The organism is Polycladomyces zharkentensis, assembly GCF_016938855.1.
Classification (GTDB): domain Bacteria; phylum Bacillota; class Bacilli; order Thermoactinomycetales; family JIR-001; genus Polycladomyces; species Polycladomyces zharkentensis.
Genome location: NZ_JAFHAP010000008.1, coordinates 412,118 through 430,452 on the forward strand (window position 1 = coordinate 412,118; position 18,335 = coordinate 430,452).

Below are 18,335 nucleotides of genomic sequence, written 5' to 3' on the forward strand. Positions count from 1 at the left end.
CCAAATAACGAACGAATCACAAAGAGAGGGAAACCGGCCGCGTTCATTTTCGGACGGGTTGGTGAATGCTGTCCCTTCCCCGCAAAAACCCGCCCGCGTGACCCTTTCGAAACGCCAGAATCTCCGACAGAATGCTGATCGCCACCTCCTCCGGTGTCTCGGCACCAATGTCCAAACCTACGGGATTATACATCCGGGTCAGTTTCTCTTCCCCGAAGGTCACCCCTTCCTTTTCCAATGCCTCCAACATCCGTTGACAGCGAGATCGTGGCCCAAGCACGCCCACATAAGGAGCGGGTGAATTCAAGGCAAGCCGGATGGCAACCCGATCACGCTCCAGGTGATGGTTCATCACAACAACATACGTACGTCTCCCGATGATCACGCGTTCCTCCCATAAACCCGAATCGGCCAGAATAATCCGGGCTCCCGGAAAGCGATCCTCGGTGGCGTAGGCCGGGCGCGGATCCACCACCGTCGTTTTGAACCCCGCCTGGACAGCCAACTTTACCAGCGGAATCGCGTCATGGCCGGCACCGAAAATCATCAGTTCCGACGGAGGGAGGTTGACGTCGACGAAAACCTCCGCCTCCCTGCCTCCGGGCAAGGAAAATCTGCATGTTTCCGACTTGGGGTACAGGGCCTCCAGTTTTTCTCGTGCCCGTTCGACGACCAACCTGTTCAAGTCCTCATCGCCCAAGTCTCCGAGGGGTTCGCCGTTCTCGGGGACGAAGAGGCGCATCCCGGTTGGAAGGCCCGGGAAAGGAGAAAACGCCAGCAATGTGTTCAAAACAGCCGCCCGCTCTTTCTTGAGGCACTCGGTCCATGCGGCAAAGGGGTCGCGATCCGGATCTTGCCGTTCGTTTTCCTTCCGTACGCTCATGAGGATGCCTCCTTTCCCGCAAACCCGTCGAATGATGGCGGAGCACCCGCGTCGTTCGTCCCACTCCACGAAACCGGTTCAATCAACACGTCGACGGTACCCGGGCAGCCCAGCCCCAATCCCCACACGAGATCCTCATCCAAATCGTAGCGTTTGAGGACCGGTTTACCGTCTGCCATCACTTGTTTGGCCACTTCCGCTACGTCCGGCTCCAAGCAACCGCCGGAGATCACACCGGTCATCTTACCTTCTTCGTCGATCAGCAATTTTGCGCCTTCCCGGCGATAGGCGGATCCCTTCACGCGGACAACGGTGGCCAGTGCCATCTTTCTCCCCGCCCGCTTCCCCTCTTCCATTGCCAGAGCGATTTCCCGATTCTCTTTCACGTCCGTCATCACCTCCGGGAATGGTTGCGTGAAGCCAATTGTTGGAAGGAGCCCGGGTCACAGGCCTCCGTAACATGTCCATACGGGAACGAGCCAACATCGACAAACACAGCTTCACGTTCATGCCAAGCTGATCGGCTTCTCGTCATATCCATGTTGAGAGGGAAACATCTCCAACATCGTCCCCTTTCGGGTAAGAACGTTGGTGAAATGGAGAAACCGTTCGGCCAACTTCCTCGCAGAACAATGGATTTCAATTTCCCACTTGCCAGATCCCGCTGATCGGACAAGCTTCCACTCCCCTGTGAACGTCCCCTTTGAAGAGCCGTACCAGTGTGGAACCATACGGGAACGTGCAGGAACGATGAAGAATCATGATCAACGCCGGATCATTGGGGCACTAAACATCCTGTGTACGCACAGACAACGGCGTCACAGGCACGGAGGAAGGTTGAAAAATCTGACTTTCCTCCACCGCCTGCCGCCAACTTTCCAAGTCGTGTACGTCGACCAACCGATGGATGTACGGCATTGCGGCGGACATACCGCTCGAGATCGGCTCGTATTCAGGATCTCCGAGCAGAGGATTGAGCCACACCACATGCCGGACACGTTCAGAAAGCGTCCGCAGAGCGGAGCGCAGGCGCTCGGGATGGCCGGCGTCAAACCCGTCTGATGCGATGATCACGAAAGTATGTCGCCGCAATAGACCACCGTATTTGTACAGCAACTCCTCAAGCGCTTCTCCGATGCGCGTCCCGCCCTTAAGTTCTGCCAGTTCCGACACCGGGATTCCCTGAATCGCTTTGCGCGCCACCAGATGTGTGACGCGCTTGAGCCGAGTCGAGAAGACGAACACTTCGCAGCGCAGGCGCAGACGCGTAAACGACCACGCAAGGGTGGTCATGAACGGAGCATACTCCTTCATCGACCCGGAAATGTCGATCAAAATCATAACCGATGGCCGATCCGGACGATACTGTTGCCAATGCAGGCGGAGCGGTTCTCCCACATAACGAACACTCCCGCGCATCGTCGCGCGCAGATTCACCCGATCGCGCCCCCCACGGCGAAACCGTCGCCCCGGTGGACTGTCAAATTGTCGTAAAGCCCGCTTGGAGACGGCCAATACCGCCCGCAACCGAGACGGATCGGCCTGCAGGGCGTAGCGTTCTCCCTGACTCGGACTGGATCCCGGTTGCATGGCAAAACTCAAGATGGGCGGGTGATCCTGCGTCACAGTTGGACTTCGCGAATTACCGGACCGTTCCTCCGCTTGAACCCGTTTCTTTTCTTCCAGTCGCGTACCCTGATTCAAAAAGTGGCGCTTGAACAGATGCGGAAACGATGCCCACTCGGCCGGCGATCGGGCGTAGACCGAGCGCAGTGCCAAAAAGAGTTCTTCCGGCATCGACAGGTCCGCCTCCGTCAAGCACCTGAGCGCGGTCAACGTCTCCGGCGTGCCCACACGAAACCCGTGTTTTCGCAAAAAAGGGGTAAACTCCCGCACCTGACGAATTACCGCTGCAGTCATCCCCGTCAGTCCGGACAGGTCTAGGCGTTCCACAACAGAGCCAGTCCTTTCTCTCGAACCAGTTCCATATCTTCCTGCGTCTTCAACAGGCACCCGAGCGTCAGTCGGGTGACCGATTCATCCAACTCTCCTGCCGCCAGCTCGGCAACAGCACGCGCCCAATCAATCGACTCCGCCAATCCGGGAGGTTTGAGGAGCGACCACTTGCGCAACCGGCGCACCGCGCGTGCTATCTGGCGGGCGACTGTTGGAGCCACATCGGGTACATGGAGGGCAATGATCGCCGCCTCCTGCTCCACACTCGGATAATCCAACCAATAGTAAAGACAGCGCCTCCGCAACGCATCCGATAAATCACGCGTGCGATTGGATGTCAGAATCACCGTCGGCGGTACTTCAGCCCGATAGGATCCCCGTTCCGGAATCGTGATCTGGAACTCTGACAGAAACTCCAGCAACAGCGCTTCAAATTCTTCATCCGCCCGATCCACCTCGTCGATCAACAGAACGGGGGCGGGTTTGGTCTTCAACGCACGCAGCAATGGCCGTTCAATCAAGAAACGGTCGGTGTAGATGTCCGGCGCCTTACCCCCGGCCTCGCCGGAAAATGCAGCCCTGGTCAACAACAGCTGTTTAGGGTAATCCCAATCATACAATGCATGTGCAGCATCCAATCCCTCATAGCACTGCAGACGAATCAACTCCACACCGCGAACCACTGACACCGCCTTGGCCAGCTCGGTTTTGCCGACACCGGCCGGCCCCTCCAACAGCAGAGGCCGGTTCAAACGCTGTGCCAAGTAGAGTACCATGGCCAGTCCTTCGTCTGCCACATATTTGGCGTCCTGCAAATGTTTCCGCAACTTCTCCACACGATCGTCCACCATTCATTCCCTCCGCACGGCGGCCCCGGTATGTCAGTCCGTCGTCTCGGGTTCCACCGTCTCCGCCGACGTCGCTGCCACCTGTTCCGACACGGATGAGAGTGCCTCACGCAAATTGGCAAACAGCTTTTCTGTGATTTTCCTGGCTTCATTGTCAATCATCCGACCGCCGAGACTGGCGATCGGTCCGCTGATCGCAGCGTCACATCGCCAATCCAGTTTCGTTCCGCCACTTTCCGTGTCACCGAGCGTGACTTTCGCTTTCATATCCACGCGGCTGCCCATCCCTCCACCTCGGACGGAGAGTTCAGCAGACACTTGCGGCTCGATCACTGACACTTCCACCATCATGTCAAACTTGCCCCGTACGGGCCCGACACCGACGCGGACAAGTGTGCGAAAGCGGGTCTCGCTCTCCACATCCAGCTTCAGAAGATCCGGAACACACGGTCCTACCCGATGCGGATCCATGATGAACTCCCACACAGTCTGACGCGGTAATTCAATGGCAAACTCTCCTTGATAGGTTCGCACCTGTATCCCTCCTTGCCGGAATCGATCGTCGCGCCCACTTTACCGGGTAATCGCGTACGCTTCCGGTTCTCGTTGAAATTTCCGTAAACAGTGAGGACAACAGAATCCATATGTCTTTCCTTCATGTACCGTACGATAAGGCGTGTTGTCGAGATCGACAATCATTCCGCAAACCGGGTCGACACCCGTCCCCAGCCGCTGCGCCGTGGCCGCGGGCGCAGCCTTCTCGGTGGCCGGCTGCGTGTTTACCGCACCTGATGGCGGGTGGTAGCGGACTTCCACCTGCCGGCGCCGCCGCTCGATCATCTGCGCAAAGATGCTGAGTGCGATCTCCTGCGGTCCCACAGCGCCAATGTCGTAACCGGCAGGCGCGGCGACAAAATCGCAAAACTCTGCCGACGCTCCCGCGCTGAGCAACGCTTCCCGCAGTGAGCGCCAGCGCTTCGGACTGATGACCACCCCGGCGTAAGCTAACGGGAACTCCCAAAGTGCCAACAGTCCATCATCATCGTACTGTCCCATCGTCGCCACCACCGCGTACATGTCCGACTCATATACCTTCGATACGTTTGTTTTTAAACGGTCTGCCGGATCATTATCGTTCCCTTCCATTTGCTCCAATGCCAGTCGCCGGGGAAACCACCCAAACTTCGGAGCCAGTTCCTCCAGCGCCAAGGCAACGGGAGAATCTCCGATCACAAGCAGGAGCGGATCCGGGAGCTTCGGTTCGATAAACAATTCCACCTCGCCCTCAGAATGGCAGGTCATCGGTAAAACCGTTACCCCCTCCTCCGTCTCGGCGGGTGGATTGGCAGTAATGAGCAGTAATTGGCTCTGACCCGTTTTGAGACACTGCCGAGCTTGATCCGTCACCAATCCGCGCGTACATTGACCTCCGACAAATCCGAACATCCGGCCGTCGGAAGTAACAACGGCCCGGTCACCCACGTTGGCCGAACTGGGTCGGACCCGACGGACCACGGTCACCACAGCGTAGGGTTCCCGTCGCTCCTCCAACAAGCGAATCTCGTCCGGTATTGTATGCATCCGCGTGATCCGGCAGAGGTACCCCCTGCCGGAACCACCTCCTTGCCCAACTTTTTCTGTGAATCCTGCACCTGCCCATACCGGATCGCCCGCGCTGATCGATGCAGGAAAACAACCCGGGGGCGGCCGGCTCTCAGATGGTCCTGTTGGGAGAAGCCGCTTCCGCCCCGTCCTTCTGTTCAAGCCGTCACTCGGTCACTCCGTGCTCGCGCAGGATTTTCCACACCTTCCACGGGTAAATGGGCATGTCAATATGTTCGACCCCCAGCGGTGCCAGGGCGTCCACCACCGCGTTGACAAACGCCGCCGGCGAACCAACGTTCGGTGACTCACCCACTCCCTTCGCCCCGATGGGATGGTGCGGCGAGGGCGTCACGGTCCGGTCGGTCTCCCACTTCGGGGTGTCCAACGCGGTCGGAACCAAGTAATCCATCCAGTTCGTCGCCAGACAGTTTCCGTCCTCGTCGAAGGGGATATCCTGCATAAACGCGATCGCAAAGCCTTCCGTCAATCCCCCGTGCACCTGCCCCTCGACGATCATCGGGTTGATCACGGTGCCGCAATCGTCGACAGCGAGAAAACGGCGAACTTTGACCGCGCCCGTTCCCTTGTCGATGTCGACGACCGCAATATATGCACCGTGGGGAAAAGTGAGATTGGGTGGATCATAATAGTACGTGGCTTCCAACCCGGGCTCCATTCCCTCCGGCACATTGGTGTACGCCGCAAATGCGATGTCTTTCATCGTGACAGTCCTGCTGGCAAGGCCTTTGGCGGAAAATCCGACGCCATCAAACACCACATCGTCTTCCCCCACTTCCAGCAGGTGTGCCGCAATTTTCTTTGCCTTTTCGCGGATCCGCCGGGCGCAGAGCGCTGCGGCACCACCGGCGGTCGGGGTGGAGCGGCTGGCGTAGGTTCCCAGTCCGTAAGGGGCGGTGTCAGTATCCCCCTCTTCGACGATGACATCATCCGTACTCAGCCCCAGCTCCTCAGCGATGATCTGGGCAAACGTCGTCTCATGCCCCTGTCCCTGGTGACGGACTCCCAAGCGGGCGATCACTTTACCCGTAGGATGGACACGAATTTGGGCGCTGTCGAACATCTTGATCCCCATGATGTCGAAGGTGTGGCTCGGCCCTGCACCGACCACCTCGGTGAAGGTGGAGATACCGATGCCCATCAATTCCCCTCGGGCCCGCTTTTCCGCCTGCTCCTTGCGCAACTGTTCATAGCCGATTTTCTCCAGCGCCAACGCCAGCGTTTTCTCATAGTCACCACTGTCGTAGGTCCAACCCGTCGGAGACTTGTAAGGGAACTGTTCCTTACGGATGAAGTTGCGTCTCCGCAACTCAGCCGGATCAACGCCCACACGACGAGCGAGCACATCCATCACGCGCTCGATCAAATATGCCGCCTCGGTCACGCGGAACGAACAGCGGTAGGCTACCCCGCCGGGTGCCTTGTTTGTATAAACGCCGTCGACCTCGACGAACGCCTCCTTGAAGTCGTAGGAGCCGGTAACGATGCTGAACAGTCCAGCCGGGAATTTGGACGGATCGGCCGCCGCGTCAAAGGCTCCGTGATCGGCAATCGTTTTTACCCGCAATGCCAGCACCCGCCCGTCTTCTTCAGCGGCGATCTCGGCAGTCATGTGGTAATCGCGGGCAAAACCGGTGCTGGTGGTGTTTTCGGTACGCGTTTCGATCCACTTGACGGGTTTGCCCAGCTTGAGCGAGGCCACGATGGCGCATACATATCCGGGATAAACAGGGACCTTGTTGCCGAACCCTCCCCCGACGTCCGGTGAAATCACGCGAATCTGGTGCTCCGGCAGGCCGCTGACCAACGACAAGACTGTGCGGTGCGCATGCGGAGCTTGGGACGTCACGTACCATGTCAGCTTCCCGGTCGCCGAATTGTAGTCGGCGATACAGCCGCACGGTTCGAGCGGCGACGGATGGACGCGGGGAAAGCGCACATCCTGCTTGACCACCACCGGGGCGTTTCGGAACAGTTCTTCCGTCGCTTCCTTGTCGCCGGCTTCCCAGTGAAAAATGAGGTTGGACTTCTGCTCCCTGTCCTCACGCAGAATCGGCGCGTCGGACTCGAGCGCCTTGAACGGATCGACGACGACGGGCAACGGTTCGTACTCGACATAGACCAACTGCGCGGCATCTTCTGCCTGCTCACGCGTCTCAGCGATAACCGCGGCGACCTCCTGGTACTGAAACAGCACCTTGCCGGTTGCCAGCACCATCTGTTGGTCATTGGCCATGGTCGGCATCCAGGCCAAGTTCATCGCCGCCAGATCTTCACCAGTGATCACCAGCTTGACGCCCGGCGCTTGCAGCGCAGCCGAAGTATCTATGCTCTTGATCCGCGCATGCGCATACGGGCTGCGGACCAAACACATGTACAGCATGCCGGGCAATGAGATGTCATCGAGATAACGACCTTTGCCGCGGATGAAACGCGGGTCCTCCTTGCGCCCGACGGACTTGCCCAATGGACGCAACTCAGTCTGACGAACTGCCACTGGCTGCCACCTCCTTGGAAGGTTCAGCAGATGCATCGGCCAATTTTACAGCAGCCGATCGGATGGCTTTCACGATGTTCATATATCCTGTACAACGGCAAAGGTTTCCAGAAATCCCCCTCCGGATCTCCTCTTCCGACGGGTGCGGGTTGGTTTGCAACAGAGCGTAGCCGGACATCAACATGCCAGGAGTACAGTAGCCGCACTGCAGACCATGTTCCTCCCAAAACGCCGTTTGCAACGGGTGCAACTGGCCGTCCCGTTCCAACCCTTCAACGGTCATCACATCGCATCCGTTGGCCTGAACAGCCAACACCGTACATGATTTGACCGCCTTGCCGTCGAGCAATACCGTGCAGGCGCCGCAGCTTGTCGTGTCGCATCCGACGTGGGTACCGGTAAGCCCCAGGTCATCCCGCAAATAGTAGACCAGCAGCTTCCGCGGCTCCACATCGGATTCATATGTCTGCCCGTTGACGCGAACCCGGATCTTCATCGGAGTACCACCTCTCCCTGCAGTTCTTTGGCGATATCGGACAATCCCCGCTTGGCGAACACACGCAGAACATCCCGCTTGTACTCCGCGCTGCCGCGCAGATCATCCGTCGGATCGGCATCTTCCGGAACCAAGCGGGAGACGGCCTCAATCGTCTCCGGCGTCAGCTTCTTGCCCAGCAAGTACTCCTCCGCACGCTTCCCTCGCAACGGAATCGGGCCGCATGCGCAAATGCCAAACCCCGCCTCGGCTACGGTCCCGTCGGAAGCAATCGAAACGTGGATGGCCAATCCCGCAATCGCGAAGTCCCCGGCTTTCCGTTCAATCTTCAGATACCTCCCGGCCGTCCGGCCCGCCGGCGTCGGAATGAGTACCGCCGTTGCGATCTCGGTCTCCTCCAGCGCTGGTGTAAACGTGTCCACGAAAAAGTCGTCGATGGGAATCTGCCGTTTCCCTCCGGGCCCGATCGCCTCCACCTGGGCATGCAACGCCAACATGGCTGCCCCCCAGTCGGAGGCCGGATCAGCGTGTGCCAACGACCCGCAGACCGTGCCCAGGTTGCGCACAAGAGGATCGGCGATCCAGACGGCGGTTTCGGCCAACAGCGGGTACCGGGCCCGCAACTCATCCGCATGCTCCAGCTCCGAGTGTCTGACCAACGCTCCGATCCGTAGGAAACCGTTTTCTTCTCGCCACCCTTTTAACTCATCAATACCGTTGATGTCGATCAGGATCGGTGGTGCAGCCACACGCAGTTTCATCATCGGCAGCAGACTCTGTCCCCCGGCGAGCACTTTCGCGTCGTAGCCGTGACGCTGCAACAGTTCTATCGTCTCCGTCAGCGTGGTGGGGGCTATGTACTCAAATGAGTTCGGAAACAACGCAGTACCTCCTTTGATGATTGTTTTGCCTTGCGGCCGAATGGACGCTTCCAATCCCGAACACCATACTGATCGGCCTGACTTGATTGTCTGCAAATGGCGGAGTCCACGATAAACGGATCCCCATCGTCTCGACAACCGGACACCATTGTGGTGTGAGCAAATTCAGTAAGCGGTTTCAAATAAGGTTGAAGACGGGGAATGATGGATGTTGATTCGGATCTCCTTCAAACACAGCGATATGCAACGATATGGCACGACCGATCTGACTGCTAATCATCCATATTTCCTTCATAACGCCGGACACCCGCACGCTTTATATCGGGGTTGCCTATTTTTTATAATAAGCAGAATAAATGATGAAGTCAATTATTTTTATATATTTATAATTATTAAAATATTGATCGAATATTGATTGAAATGTACGAGACTGGTGATCTGTTGATGGATAAGAGATGATAACATCGTTAACCAAAGAGTATTTACTTGTTCCGGGTAGACGATCTTAGGGCAGTCGATCTCCTGCCATGGGTATCCGACCTGCCAACCGCTCGTAATTTTCAAGTCGTAAGGCTTGTCAGTATCCGGTGTCAACCCGACGGCTTCACTTATAAGCCATAGCGATCCTAGTGAAACGGCCGTATTGCCAACTATTTTACCGCTAACTACGAATCCAGAAAGGCCCACTGAGGCCTTCTGCTTTTCGTTCTGATGACTTTTTTCCGGATGACCATTTCCCTGTCCACGTTATTGATACTCTTTCATTGGATTGGAGATCCCTCATTCTGATAGATGATTTGGCCGATACGGGGACCGCGACCAAGCGACAGCTGCTTGTTGTTACCGGCTGGACTGCAAACCGGCTGAAATTCACCTCCAATGGATCGGTAAGCGTGAAAATGAGGAGGTACCTTATGGTTTCAGCATATAAAGGGGATCATAGACGCGCGCTCATTCGCTGAATATAGCAGGAATTCGCCACATCAGTGATAATGTAGGATTGGACACCACATTGTGTTTTCGGGCTTTTTGTGCAATCGAGAACCCTCTGTGTTATCCCCGGGTATCTCCTATTTGACGACCGGCCATTTCTTCTTCCGCAGTGCGTTCATTAACTCCGGTCCCACATGCAAGTTGCTCTGTACCAGCTCAGAAGGAGTCAGTGCCATCCACTGGTTCAGCGACACGTCTTCATATCGGTCAGTCTTGAATATCTCAAAAAACCACAGGCTCTTGTCACCGATGTTCTGGATGTAGTGCCCGTAGGAACGAGGTACATATCCTACATCACCGGCCCGATAATTGAAAGTTCGGGCCTTGCCATTCGCTGCGAACACCGTCATGCGTGCCGTGCCCGAGAGGTAATACTGCCACTCGTCGCTATTCGGATGCCAATGCATTTCCCTCATTCCGCCCGGTTTGACTTCTACCAGCGCCGCTGCAATTGTAGTCGAAACGGGGAAGTTGGTGGAATCGACGATTCGTACCGTCCCGCCCGGGGTTACGATCGGCTTCTGCGCCAGCAGCCGGTGTGTGAAGGGCTGTGGCACAGTACCGTATGGAGACCGTACCTTTTGACTTTCCAGCGGACCGGGTACTTTCGCTTGATAAATGTATCGCTGTTCTGTCGGGATGTGGGCAAAGGCGCTTTCCGGCACACCGAAATTCGCCGCCAACACATCCTTCGGTGTGTGCGCGAACCAATCGGAGATGGAGAGAGTGTTGAGGTCGGAGAAACTGCCGTCGTCGAAAACAAGCAGAAACTCGCAACCTTCCTCCAGCCCTTGAATCGAGTGTGGGATTCCGGCGGGAAAATACCACAGATCGCCTGCACCGACATCGGCGATGAAGTTCCGTCCGTTCTGATCAACCGCGGTGATGCGTGCCCGGCCCCAAAGCATGTAGGACCATTCTGCTTGCTGATGCCAATGTAACTCACGCACACCACCCGGCGTCAGACTCATGTTTACACCCGCAAGCGCGGTTGCGATCGGCAGTTGTCTGACCGTCACTTCCCGTGACCAGCCACCGTGATTCAACTGCATATTGGTGTCGGAGAAAGAGAACTTCAAGTTGGGGATCGTTCCGGCGTCGGTTTCCGGTGGAACCAGCATATCAGGGTTCTCAAGGTCGCGCATCACATCCCGCGGGCCGAAATCGGGCGCGCCGGCGCCATCATCCCTTATCGGCTGCGGTATATATGCCTGATTCCGAGATTGGTTTTTCATGGATATGCTCCCTTTGTTTTGGAGGTCAGTCGGTTTTTATAGAATATGCTCCTCTGGTTTTGGATTATTACGTGCACTGCACGTGAACAAAGCAGTCCTTCTGCGCTATTCCACTATCGTGAAAATCTTGCATATCTCCGGCGGGCGAAAACTGGACAGGATGCCATAACAAAGGTGGATATGATGCGCCAAAGATTCTCGTGTACATTGTTTTGTTTCTTGGAAAGCAAATAAAAAAGACACCCGGCAATGTAGCCGAATGTCTCTAAAGTGAACGAATATCTCAACCAAAGCCTGCTGATGATGATTCCCGCTCTACAGGGAATCTTTCCACTATCCTTAACGAATTACGAGTACGCCGCAAGTCGCCTTCAAAAGGCGGCTTTTAAGTTAAAACTCTCATTATCTAACCATCGATTCTCTTGCAAATGGTAATACCTATCACGATCTGCATCCCGAATCATACAAGGAAGCGGATAATTCTTACCCCCAGCCTCTTCAAAGCATTTAGCAAACCATTTGACAAAATAATTTCGACCAAATTCAATCAGCTCATCTTCCAGCTCCGTATCCTCATCTTCCTCCTCGTCTAACGGTAACTCATCAAAGTCGATGTATTGAGTAAGATCCACCGAGATGACATGGGTTGGGTGAGGATGGGGGTGCGAGACACTTTCGGCTGAATAGGCCACGACAGCTAGAAACTCACCATCCAGCTCAGTATCAAAAAGGAGAACATTCGTTTTTTCAGGATGATTTTTTGCCAATACTTCCTTTATACCGACAAGCGTTTTTTCCTTCTTCTCATGAATACTTTCAATCACTTTTTCCCTTAAACGTTGCCCGTCCAACTGATTCACCTTTTAGACCCTCCCCATGTTTGGCGGCCACCAGTATGCGGATTCTCCCTCACAGAATCTCCTCTTTAGTTAAAGACTTAAACAGTGAGAAGATGATCCCAAGAGAAATCAAGTAGACAATCTTAGCTGATAAACAGACATAGAAACGTCACCAAGCAGATTCGAAATGTGAGAGGGACCAAGCCTTCCCGCTCCTGCGCTCGCTTTCTTTTCCCGCTCGATTTATAAAAATATCGGACACCTTAAGACACGGTGTCCGCTGAACCTGCATCATTCTTCCGGCGACAACAACCCCAGTTGTCGTGACAACTCGTAGTGCAAGGACTGGACACCCGTGGGAAAGCGAATGACAACCTTGCGTCCGGGGGCCACACCGCCGATCGGCGCCACTTCGATGACTTCACCTTCTCCCCATTTGACGTGCCGGATTCGATCGCCCACGTGGACAGCCTCGCCGTGAAACTTCTGCTGCGGCTGCGGACGCCGGGATGAAGATGCCGGTACAGACACGGATGGCCTCCGCTTCTGTTCCGTGTCCGATCCCTCTTTCCGATCCACTCCGTCCGCAAATCCCATCTCACGCAAAAACGGGGACGGTGCCACCCGTTTGCCTTGACGCGTCCGACTGACCGACAGAAACAGCTCCCTTTTCGCCCGCGTGATGCCCACATACAACAATCTCCGTTCCTCTTCCCACGCTTCCGCTTTTTTGTGTTCAGGCACCTGCAAACTGCGCCGGTGCGGAAGTACCATGCTATGTAGGCCAATCAGGAATACACGGTCAAATTCCAGCCCTTTTGCCCGGTGAAACGTCATCAAGTGCACACGGGGTTGTTCCGGTTGGTGAGACACCACTTCATTGACTTTGGTAACGTGGCCCAACAGCTCGTCCCGGCTGGAAAACTGGGTCGCTGCCACCGCCAGTTCCTCCACCGGTTCCTTCACCGCAGATTCGTCATTTCCGGTTTCCCGGGCAAATGATGAGAGAAACGCATCGTAACCGATCTGTTCCCGGATATGGGCAACCGCCTGTGAGGCATTCATCCCTCGCAACGCCGCCACATCCGCAGCCAACTTCTGCAACAGTCTCCGCTGGTAGGGTTCCAAACCGGAGAGATCCGCCAACGCCTGTATCAACGATTGGCCCGTCTTTCGGGAGATTCTCCACGCTTGATCCATCCAGTCTTCCCCGAACAGATACCGTTTCGGTTTGTTGATGACACGCACCAGTGCATCCCAATCGTTCGGATTATCAGCCAACCGTAAATAAGCCATGATATCGAGCACTTGCCAACGGCGGTAAAAAGACGCATCCCCCTCCGCCACCGCAAAAGGCACATCCGCCCGCACCAACGCGTCGATCAACGCACGGGCCTGTGTGGATGTCCGGTACAACACTGCCGTTTCCACCCCGTCGTCCAAACGGGCGAGAATCTGCCGCGCCTCCTCTTCCTCGTCAGCCGGCTCCATCCACACCGGGTCGGGTCCCTGTTTGCCCGTACCGTTCAGTGTTTTCTCTTGCCTGCGCCGATTATGGCGAATCAACCGTTGGCCCAGTTCGATGACGGAGTCGGTGGAACGGTAATTGGTGGACAGTACAATCGTACGGCAAGGAGAAAACCATGTGCGAACCTCCTGCATCAACCGCGGATCACTGCCGCGAAAGGAATAGATCGCCTGGTCGTCATCCCCGACGACAAACAGATTGCCGCTGGGCGGAGCCAATATACGCAATGTCTCAAACTGCACCCGGTTGATGTCCTGAAACTCGTCCACCAGGATATGTTCCCAATACCCGCACCACACGGATTGATGCCGGGGGTCCTGAAGCAAACGATACGTTTCGACGAGAATGTCGTCGTAATCCCACACCCCGTTCATTCGTTTCCGCGATTCATACGCTTGGTAAAGGTCGCGAAACAGGATGTTCTTTTCCTTTTTCACCTTCAACCGCTCAGGCAGGATCAAATTTCCTTTGCACAAACCGATCTGGTTGAGCAAAGTGGATACCGCCTCGTCATCGGCCGGCTGTTCCCGCTCGATCAACAGTTGCCGCAACCACTGCGTTTGCTCCGTTTCCTTCAGTAAACGCGGAACGGAACGCCCCGACCGACGCAGCAGGGATAAAAAAAGGGAGTGAAAGGTACCGATCCACAATCCGTTGTGCGGTCTTCCCGCCGCTTGTGTCAAACGGTTTTCCATTTCCCTTGCGGCGGCACGTGTGAAGGTGACCACCATCAGCCGTTCGGGTGACACCCCTTGCTCCAACAAATACAAAACACGGCGCGTCAACACCGTCGTTTTGCCGCTTCCAGGACCCGCAAACACAACAGCAGCTCCTTCCCCGTGCGTCACTGCGGCCTTCTGACTGTCGTTGAGATCCGCCGTCAAAAAGGTCCCGGTTCCCTGCATGCTCCCCCTCCTTATCTCCCATTTCCGAGACAAGTCCGATATGGCGCCCCTCCATCGTATCACAAAGAAAATTGGGCTGAACAGAGAGCAAAGCAGATCCCGGCCACATTCAACGCGAAGACAGGTCAATAACGAACATTCCATCCTCTCCAACAAAAAATGTTCACATTTCAGGCTGTTGACACCTCTTTACGTCCATGGTAAAGTAAATGCCAAACTTTCCGATAAGCTTGAATCCCATGTTAACAGCGAGGAAGGAGCCAAGCGGTAAAACGGAACCCTCAGAGAGCCGGTGGTCGCTGCGAACCGGTGGTCCGTTGCCGTGGAGCACTCCGGAGCTGTCCGGCTGAACCCTGAAACAGGCAGTAGGCCGGAACGGCGGAGCCGTTATCCCAGGGTCGCCTTCGGGCAGACCCGCCGAGGCTGCAAGTGCAAACTTGCGGCGAATGAGGGTGGCACCACGAGCCTCTCGTCCCTCACCTGCCATAGGAGTAGGTGTGCAGACGAGAGGCTTTTTGATTGTGCTCAAATTTTGGAAGGAGGAAACAGTATGCCGTTCGCAGACAAAACGCATTTGCGCATCCCTGGTCCCACACCGATCCCGCCTCGGGTGCAATGGGCCATGAACCAACCGATGATCGGACATCGCAGCGGGGAATGTTCCCGTTTGGTGGTAGAAAACAGCCGACGGTTGCAACCCGTGTTCGGAACGGATCAACCGGTACTGCTCGTCACCGGCAGCGGGACGTCCGCACTGGAAGCGGCCGTGGTCAACGCCGTCGCCCCCGGTGAGGAAGCGGCCGTCGTCGTCACGGGCGCATTCGGCGACCGATTCGCCAAAATCGTCACACGCTACGGGATACCGTTGCGTCGTTTGGACATTTCCTGGGGCGAAGCCTGTCAACCGGAAATATTGGCGGGTTTCCTCCGGCAGCATCCGCAGGTCAAAGCGGTGTTTCTCACCTATTGCGAAACGTCCACCGGTGTGCTCAACCCGATCCGTGAGTTGGCCCGTACCGTTCACCAACATTCCGACGCATTGGTGATCGTTGACGGTGTCAGCTGTTTGGGGGCAGTGGATTGCCGGATGGACGAATGGGGCGTCGATATCATGGTGACCGGTTCTCAAAAAGCGCTGATGTTGCCACCCGGTCTCGCCTTCATCGCCGTCAGTGACCGGGCATGGGAAGTGATCGAACGCAATCCGCGATCGCGGTTTTACCTGGACCTCGTCGCCTATCGCGACAACTTGGCCAAACAGACCACCCCATACACACCGGCCGTTTCATTGCTGTTCGGCTTGAAAGAAGTGCTCAACCTGATCGAAGAAGAAGGACTTCCGGCCATCGTGGCGCGCCACCGCCTGATGATGGAGATGTCACGCGCCGGGGTTCGCGCATTGGGATTGGAATTGTTGGCACCGGATGCGTTCGCTTCCCCCACCGTGACAGCGGTCAAAGGCGGCGAGCAACTGGATGTGGAAGCGTTCCGGAAAGAATTGCGCCAGATCGGCGTTGTCGTCGCCGGCGGACAACAACACCTGAAAGGGAAGATTTTCCGCATCGGTCACATGGGTTATTGCGATCCGCTGGACGTATTGACCGTTTTCAACGCCATCGAACTGGCATTGTTCCGCATGGGCATGCCTGTTGAACTGGGTTCCGCCGTAAAAGCTTGCGAGGAGGTTTGGGCAAATGTATCGCGTACTTATCACGGATCCGCTCAGTGACCAAGGCATTGAACGCCTGATCGAAGCAGACGATGTAGAGGTCGTGAAAAAAACGGGTCTGAACCCGGAAGAATTATTGGCCGAGATTGAACATGCCGACGCTTTGCTCGTCCGCAGCCAGACCAAAGTCACCGCCGAAGTGATTCAGGCCGGCAAAAAACTGAAAGCCATCGGCCGCGCCGGGGTGGGTGTCGACAACATCGATGTCGCCGCCGCCACCAGCCGCGGAGTGGTGGTGGTGAACGCGCCGGACGGCAACACGATTTCCACCGCGGAACACGCCTTTGCCATGTTGATCGCGCTGGCGCGCAACATTCCGCAAGCGTACCGCTCCACCATCAACGGAGAATGGAAACGGAAGCAGTTCGTCGGCGTGGAACTGCACAAGAAAACTCTCGGGATCGTAGGTCTGGGCCGCATCGGGACGGAAGTGGCCAAACGGGCGCACGCATTCGGCATGAATGTGGTCGCTTTCGACCCGTATCTGACTGCGGAACGTGCCAAAAAGATCGGCGTCACCCAGGCCACCTTGGACGAATTGTACGCCCAAGCGGACTTCATTACCGTTCATACGCCTTTGACCAAAGAAACCCGCCACCTGATCAACCGGGAGGCGTTTGAAAAAATGAAGACCGGCGTGCGCATCGTCAACTGCGCCCGTGGCGGGATCATCGACGAGCACGCGCTGTTGGAAGCGATCCAGGCCGGGAAAGTGGCCGGTGCCGCGTTGGATGTGTTTGAACAAGAACCGCCCGGCAAGCACCCGCTGTTCGACTTGCCGCAGGTGATCGTCACCCCGCATTTGGGCGCCTCCACCGTGGAAGCACAGGAAAACGTGGCGATCGACGTATCGGAAGAGATCCTTCACATCTTGCGGGGTGAACCGTTCAAAAACGCCGTCAATCTGCCATCCATCCCGGTGGAGCTGCAGGAAAAACTGGCACCGTATCAAACCCTGGCCGAAAGCCTCGGTCAGTTTATCGCCCAGGCTGCGCCGGGTGCACTGCATGCGTTGACCGTCACGTATTCCGGCGAACTGACGGAACTGGACACCGCGCCGCTCACTCGGATGATCATCAAGGGAGCACTCTCTTATCACCTGTCGGACGTCAACTATGTCAACGCACCGTTCCTGGCGCAACAGCGCGGCGTGAACATCACCGAACAAAAAACGTCACAAACGCGCGGATTCACCAACCTGGTCACCGTGGAGATCACCACCGATCAAGCACAACGCAAAGTGTCGGGCACTCTGCTCAACGGCCTTGGACCGCGCATTGTCAAAGTGGATGAATATCCGATCGACGTGGTACCGGAAGGACATCTGCTGCTCATCCAGCACCTGGATCAACCCGGTGTGATCGGTCGAGTGGGTACCCTGCTCGGAACCCGCGACGTCAACATCGCCTCGATGCAGGTGGGGCGCAAACAAATCGGCGGACAAGCCATCATGATGCTGACCGTCGACAAACCGGTCTCCCCCGACATCTTGGCGCAGTTGGCCCAATTGGACGATGTTCAATCGGTCAGGGAAATTGATCTTTGAAACGACAAACTCCGTTCCATTCACATCGGGTTGTAATGCTCTTCTCTCAACGAAACCCCTTCGTTTCGGCGAAGGGGTTTCGTTCTTGGATGAGAAATGGCGATTTTCCGATGATCGGCGATTCCGTCAGGCGCTCATCTCCTTTTGTTAGTCGGCCTGCGCTTGCCTTGTTTCCCTCACCAATCACGTGATACCATGATGAGGGCCTGTCCGGTCATTAATCAGACGATACTTTTCCCAGGAAAGGAACCTTCACAAACATTTTCCTCCAAGCACAGCGCACGTTACCCGCGGCCAGCTTTCTTTCCTGCGGGCAAACGAGCCCGGGAAAAACGATACGGACGTGATGGATCAAACATGACCCGGAAACACCGCC

14 protein-coding genes and 1 other annotated feature are annotated in these 18,335 nt (G+C 56.2%); of the genes, 2 read left to right on the top strand and 12 right to left on the bottom strand.

Annotated features, from left to right (window positions below; all coding sequences use genetic code 11):
* Positions 1 to 43 precede the first annotated feature (43 nt).
* The 12 genes from JQC72_RS09300 to JQC72_RS09355 form a co-directional block, all read right to left on the bottom strand.
* A complete protein-coding gene (locus tag JQC72_RS09300; RefSeq protein ID WP_205495002.1) occupies positions 44 to 883 on the bottom strand; it encodes an XdhC family protein in 840 nt (279 codons plus the stop codon).
* Positions 880 to 1,269: an XdhC family protein gene (locus JQC72_RS09305; protein ID WP_205495003.1), complete on the bottom strand. Its 390-nt coding sequence runs from the start codon at positions 1,267 to 1,269 to the stop codon at positions 880 to 882. The genes JQC72_RS09300 and JQC72_RS09305 overlap by 4 nt, the downstream gene beginning before the upstream one ends.
* 400 nt (positions 1,270 to 1,669) lie before the next feature.
* Complete coding sequence (locus tag JQC72_RS09310; RefSeq protein WP_205495004.1) at positions 1,670 to 2,836, bottom strand: vWA domain-containing protein; 1,167 nt, start codon at positions 2,834 to 2,836, stop codon at positions 1,670 to 1,672.
* Positions 2,824 to 3,690: an AAA family ATPase gene (locus tag JQC72_RS09315; protein ID WP_302104661.1), complete on the bottom strand. Its 867-nt coding sequence runs from the start codon at positions 3,688 to 3,690 to the stop codon at positions 2,824 to 2,826. The genes JQC72_RS09310 and JQC72_RS09315 overlap by 13 nt, the downstream gene beginning before the upstream one ends.
* Positions 3,691 to 3,720: 30 nt before the next feature.
* Entirely contained in the window at positions 3,721 to 4,221 is a 501-nt protein-coding gene (locus JQC72_RS09320) for an SRPBCC family protein (RefSeq protein WP_205495006.1), read from the bottom strand.
* Positions 4,222 to 4,260: 39 nt separating this feature from the next.
* On the bottom strand, positions 4,261 to 5,268 hold the full coding sequence (locus JQC72_RS09325) for an XdhC family protein (RefSeq protein ID WP_205495008.1): 1,008 nt from the start codon (positions 5,266 to 5,268) through the stop codon (positions 4,261 to 4,263).
* Between the two features lie 187 nt (positions 5,269 to 5,455).
* Positions 5,456 to 7,807, bottom strand: coding sequence for an aerobic carbon-monoxide dehydrogenase large subunit (locus JQC72_RS09330; RefSeq protein WP_205495009.1), 2,352 nt, complete (start codon positions 7,805 to 7,807; stop codon positions 5,456 to 5,458).
* Complete coding sequence (locus tag JQC72_RS09335) at positions 7,788 to 8,303, bottom strand: (2Fe-2S)-binding protein (protein WP_205495010.1); 516 nt, start codon at positions 8,301 to 8,303, stop codon at positions 7,788 to 7,790. Before JQC72_RS09335 ends, JQC72_RS09330 begins: the two co-directional genes overlap by 20 nt.
* A complete protein-coding gene (locus JQC72_RS09340; protein ID WP_205495011.1) occupies positions 8,300 to 9,184 on the bottom strand; it encodes an FAD binding domain-containing protein in 885 nt (294 codons plus the stop codon). Before JQC72_RS09340 ends, JQC72_RS09335 begins: the two co-directional genes overlap by 4 nt.
* A gap of 1,070 nt (positions 9,185 to 10,254) precedes the next feature.
* Positions 10,255 to 11,412 carry an oxalate decarboxylase family bicupin gene (locus tag JQC72_RS09345; protein WP_205495012.1) on the bottom strand — a complete coding sequence of 386 codons (1,158 nt, stop codon included), beginning with the start codon at positions 11,410 to 11,412 and terminating at the stop codon, positions 10,255 to 10,257.
* A 371-nt stretch (positions 11,413 to 11,783) separates the two neighbouring features.
* Complete coding sequence (locus JQC72_RS09350; RefSeq protein ID WP_205495013.1) at positions 11,784 to 12,272, bottom strand: hypothetical protein; 489 nt, start codon at positions 12,270 to 12,272, stop codon at positions 11,784 to 11,786.
* A 270-nt stretch (positions 12,273 to 12,542) separates the two neighbouring features.
* The gene (locus tag JQC72_RS09355; protein ID WP_205495014.1) at positions 12,543 to 14,684 is read right to left on the bottom strand and encodes an ATP-dependent helicase; all 2,142 of its coding nucleotides are present in this window, start codon (positions 14,682 to 14,684) and stop codon (positions 12,543 to 12,545) included.
* A gap of 242 nt (positions 14,685 to 14,926) precedes the next feature.
* Positions 14,927 to 15,164: a binding site (T-box leader), on the top strand.
* A 70-nt stretch (positions 15,165 to 15,234) separates the two neighbouring features.
* Between JQC72_RS09355 and JQC72_RS09360 the strand changes: the two genes are divergently transcribed.
* On the top strand, positions 15,235 to 16,413 hold the full coding sequence (locus tag JQC72_RS09360) for a pyridoxal-phosphate-dependent aminotransferase family protein (RefSeq protein WP_205495015.1): 1,179 nt from the start codon (positions 15,235 to 15,237) through the stop codon (positions 16,411 to 16,413).
* Positions 16,379 to 17,959, top strand: coding sequence for a phosphoglycerate dehydrogenase (serA, locus tag JQC72_RS09365; RefSeq protein ID WP_205495016.1), 1,581 nt, complete (start codon positions 16,379 to 16,381; stop codon positions 17,957 to 17,959). The genes JQC72_RS09360 and serA overlap by 35 nt, the downstream gene beginning before the upstream one ends.
* The last annotated feature ends 376 nt before the right edge of the window (positions 17,960 to 18,335 follow it).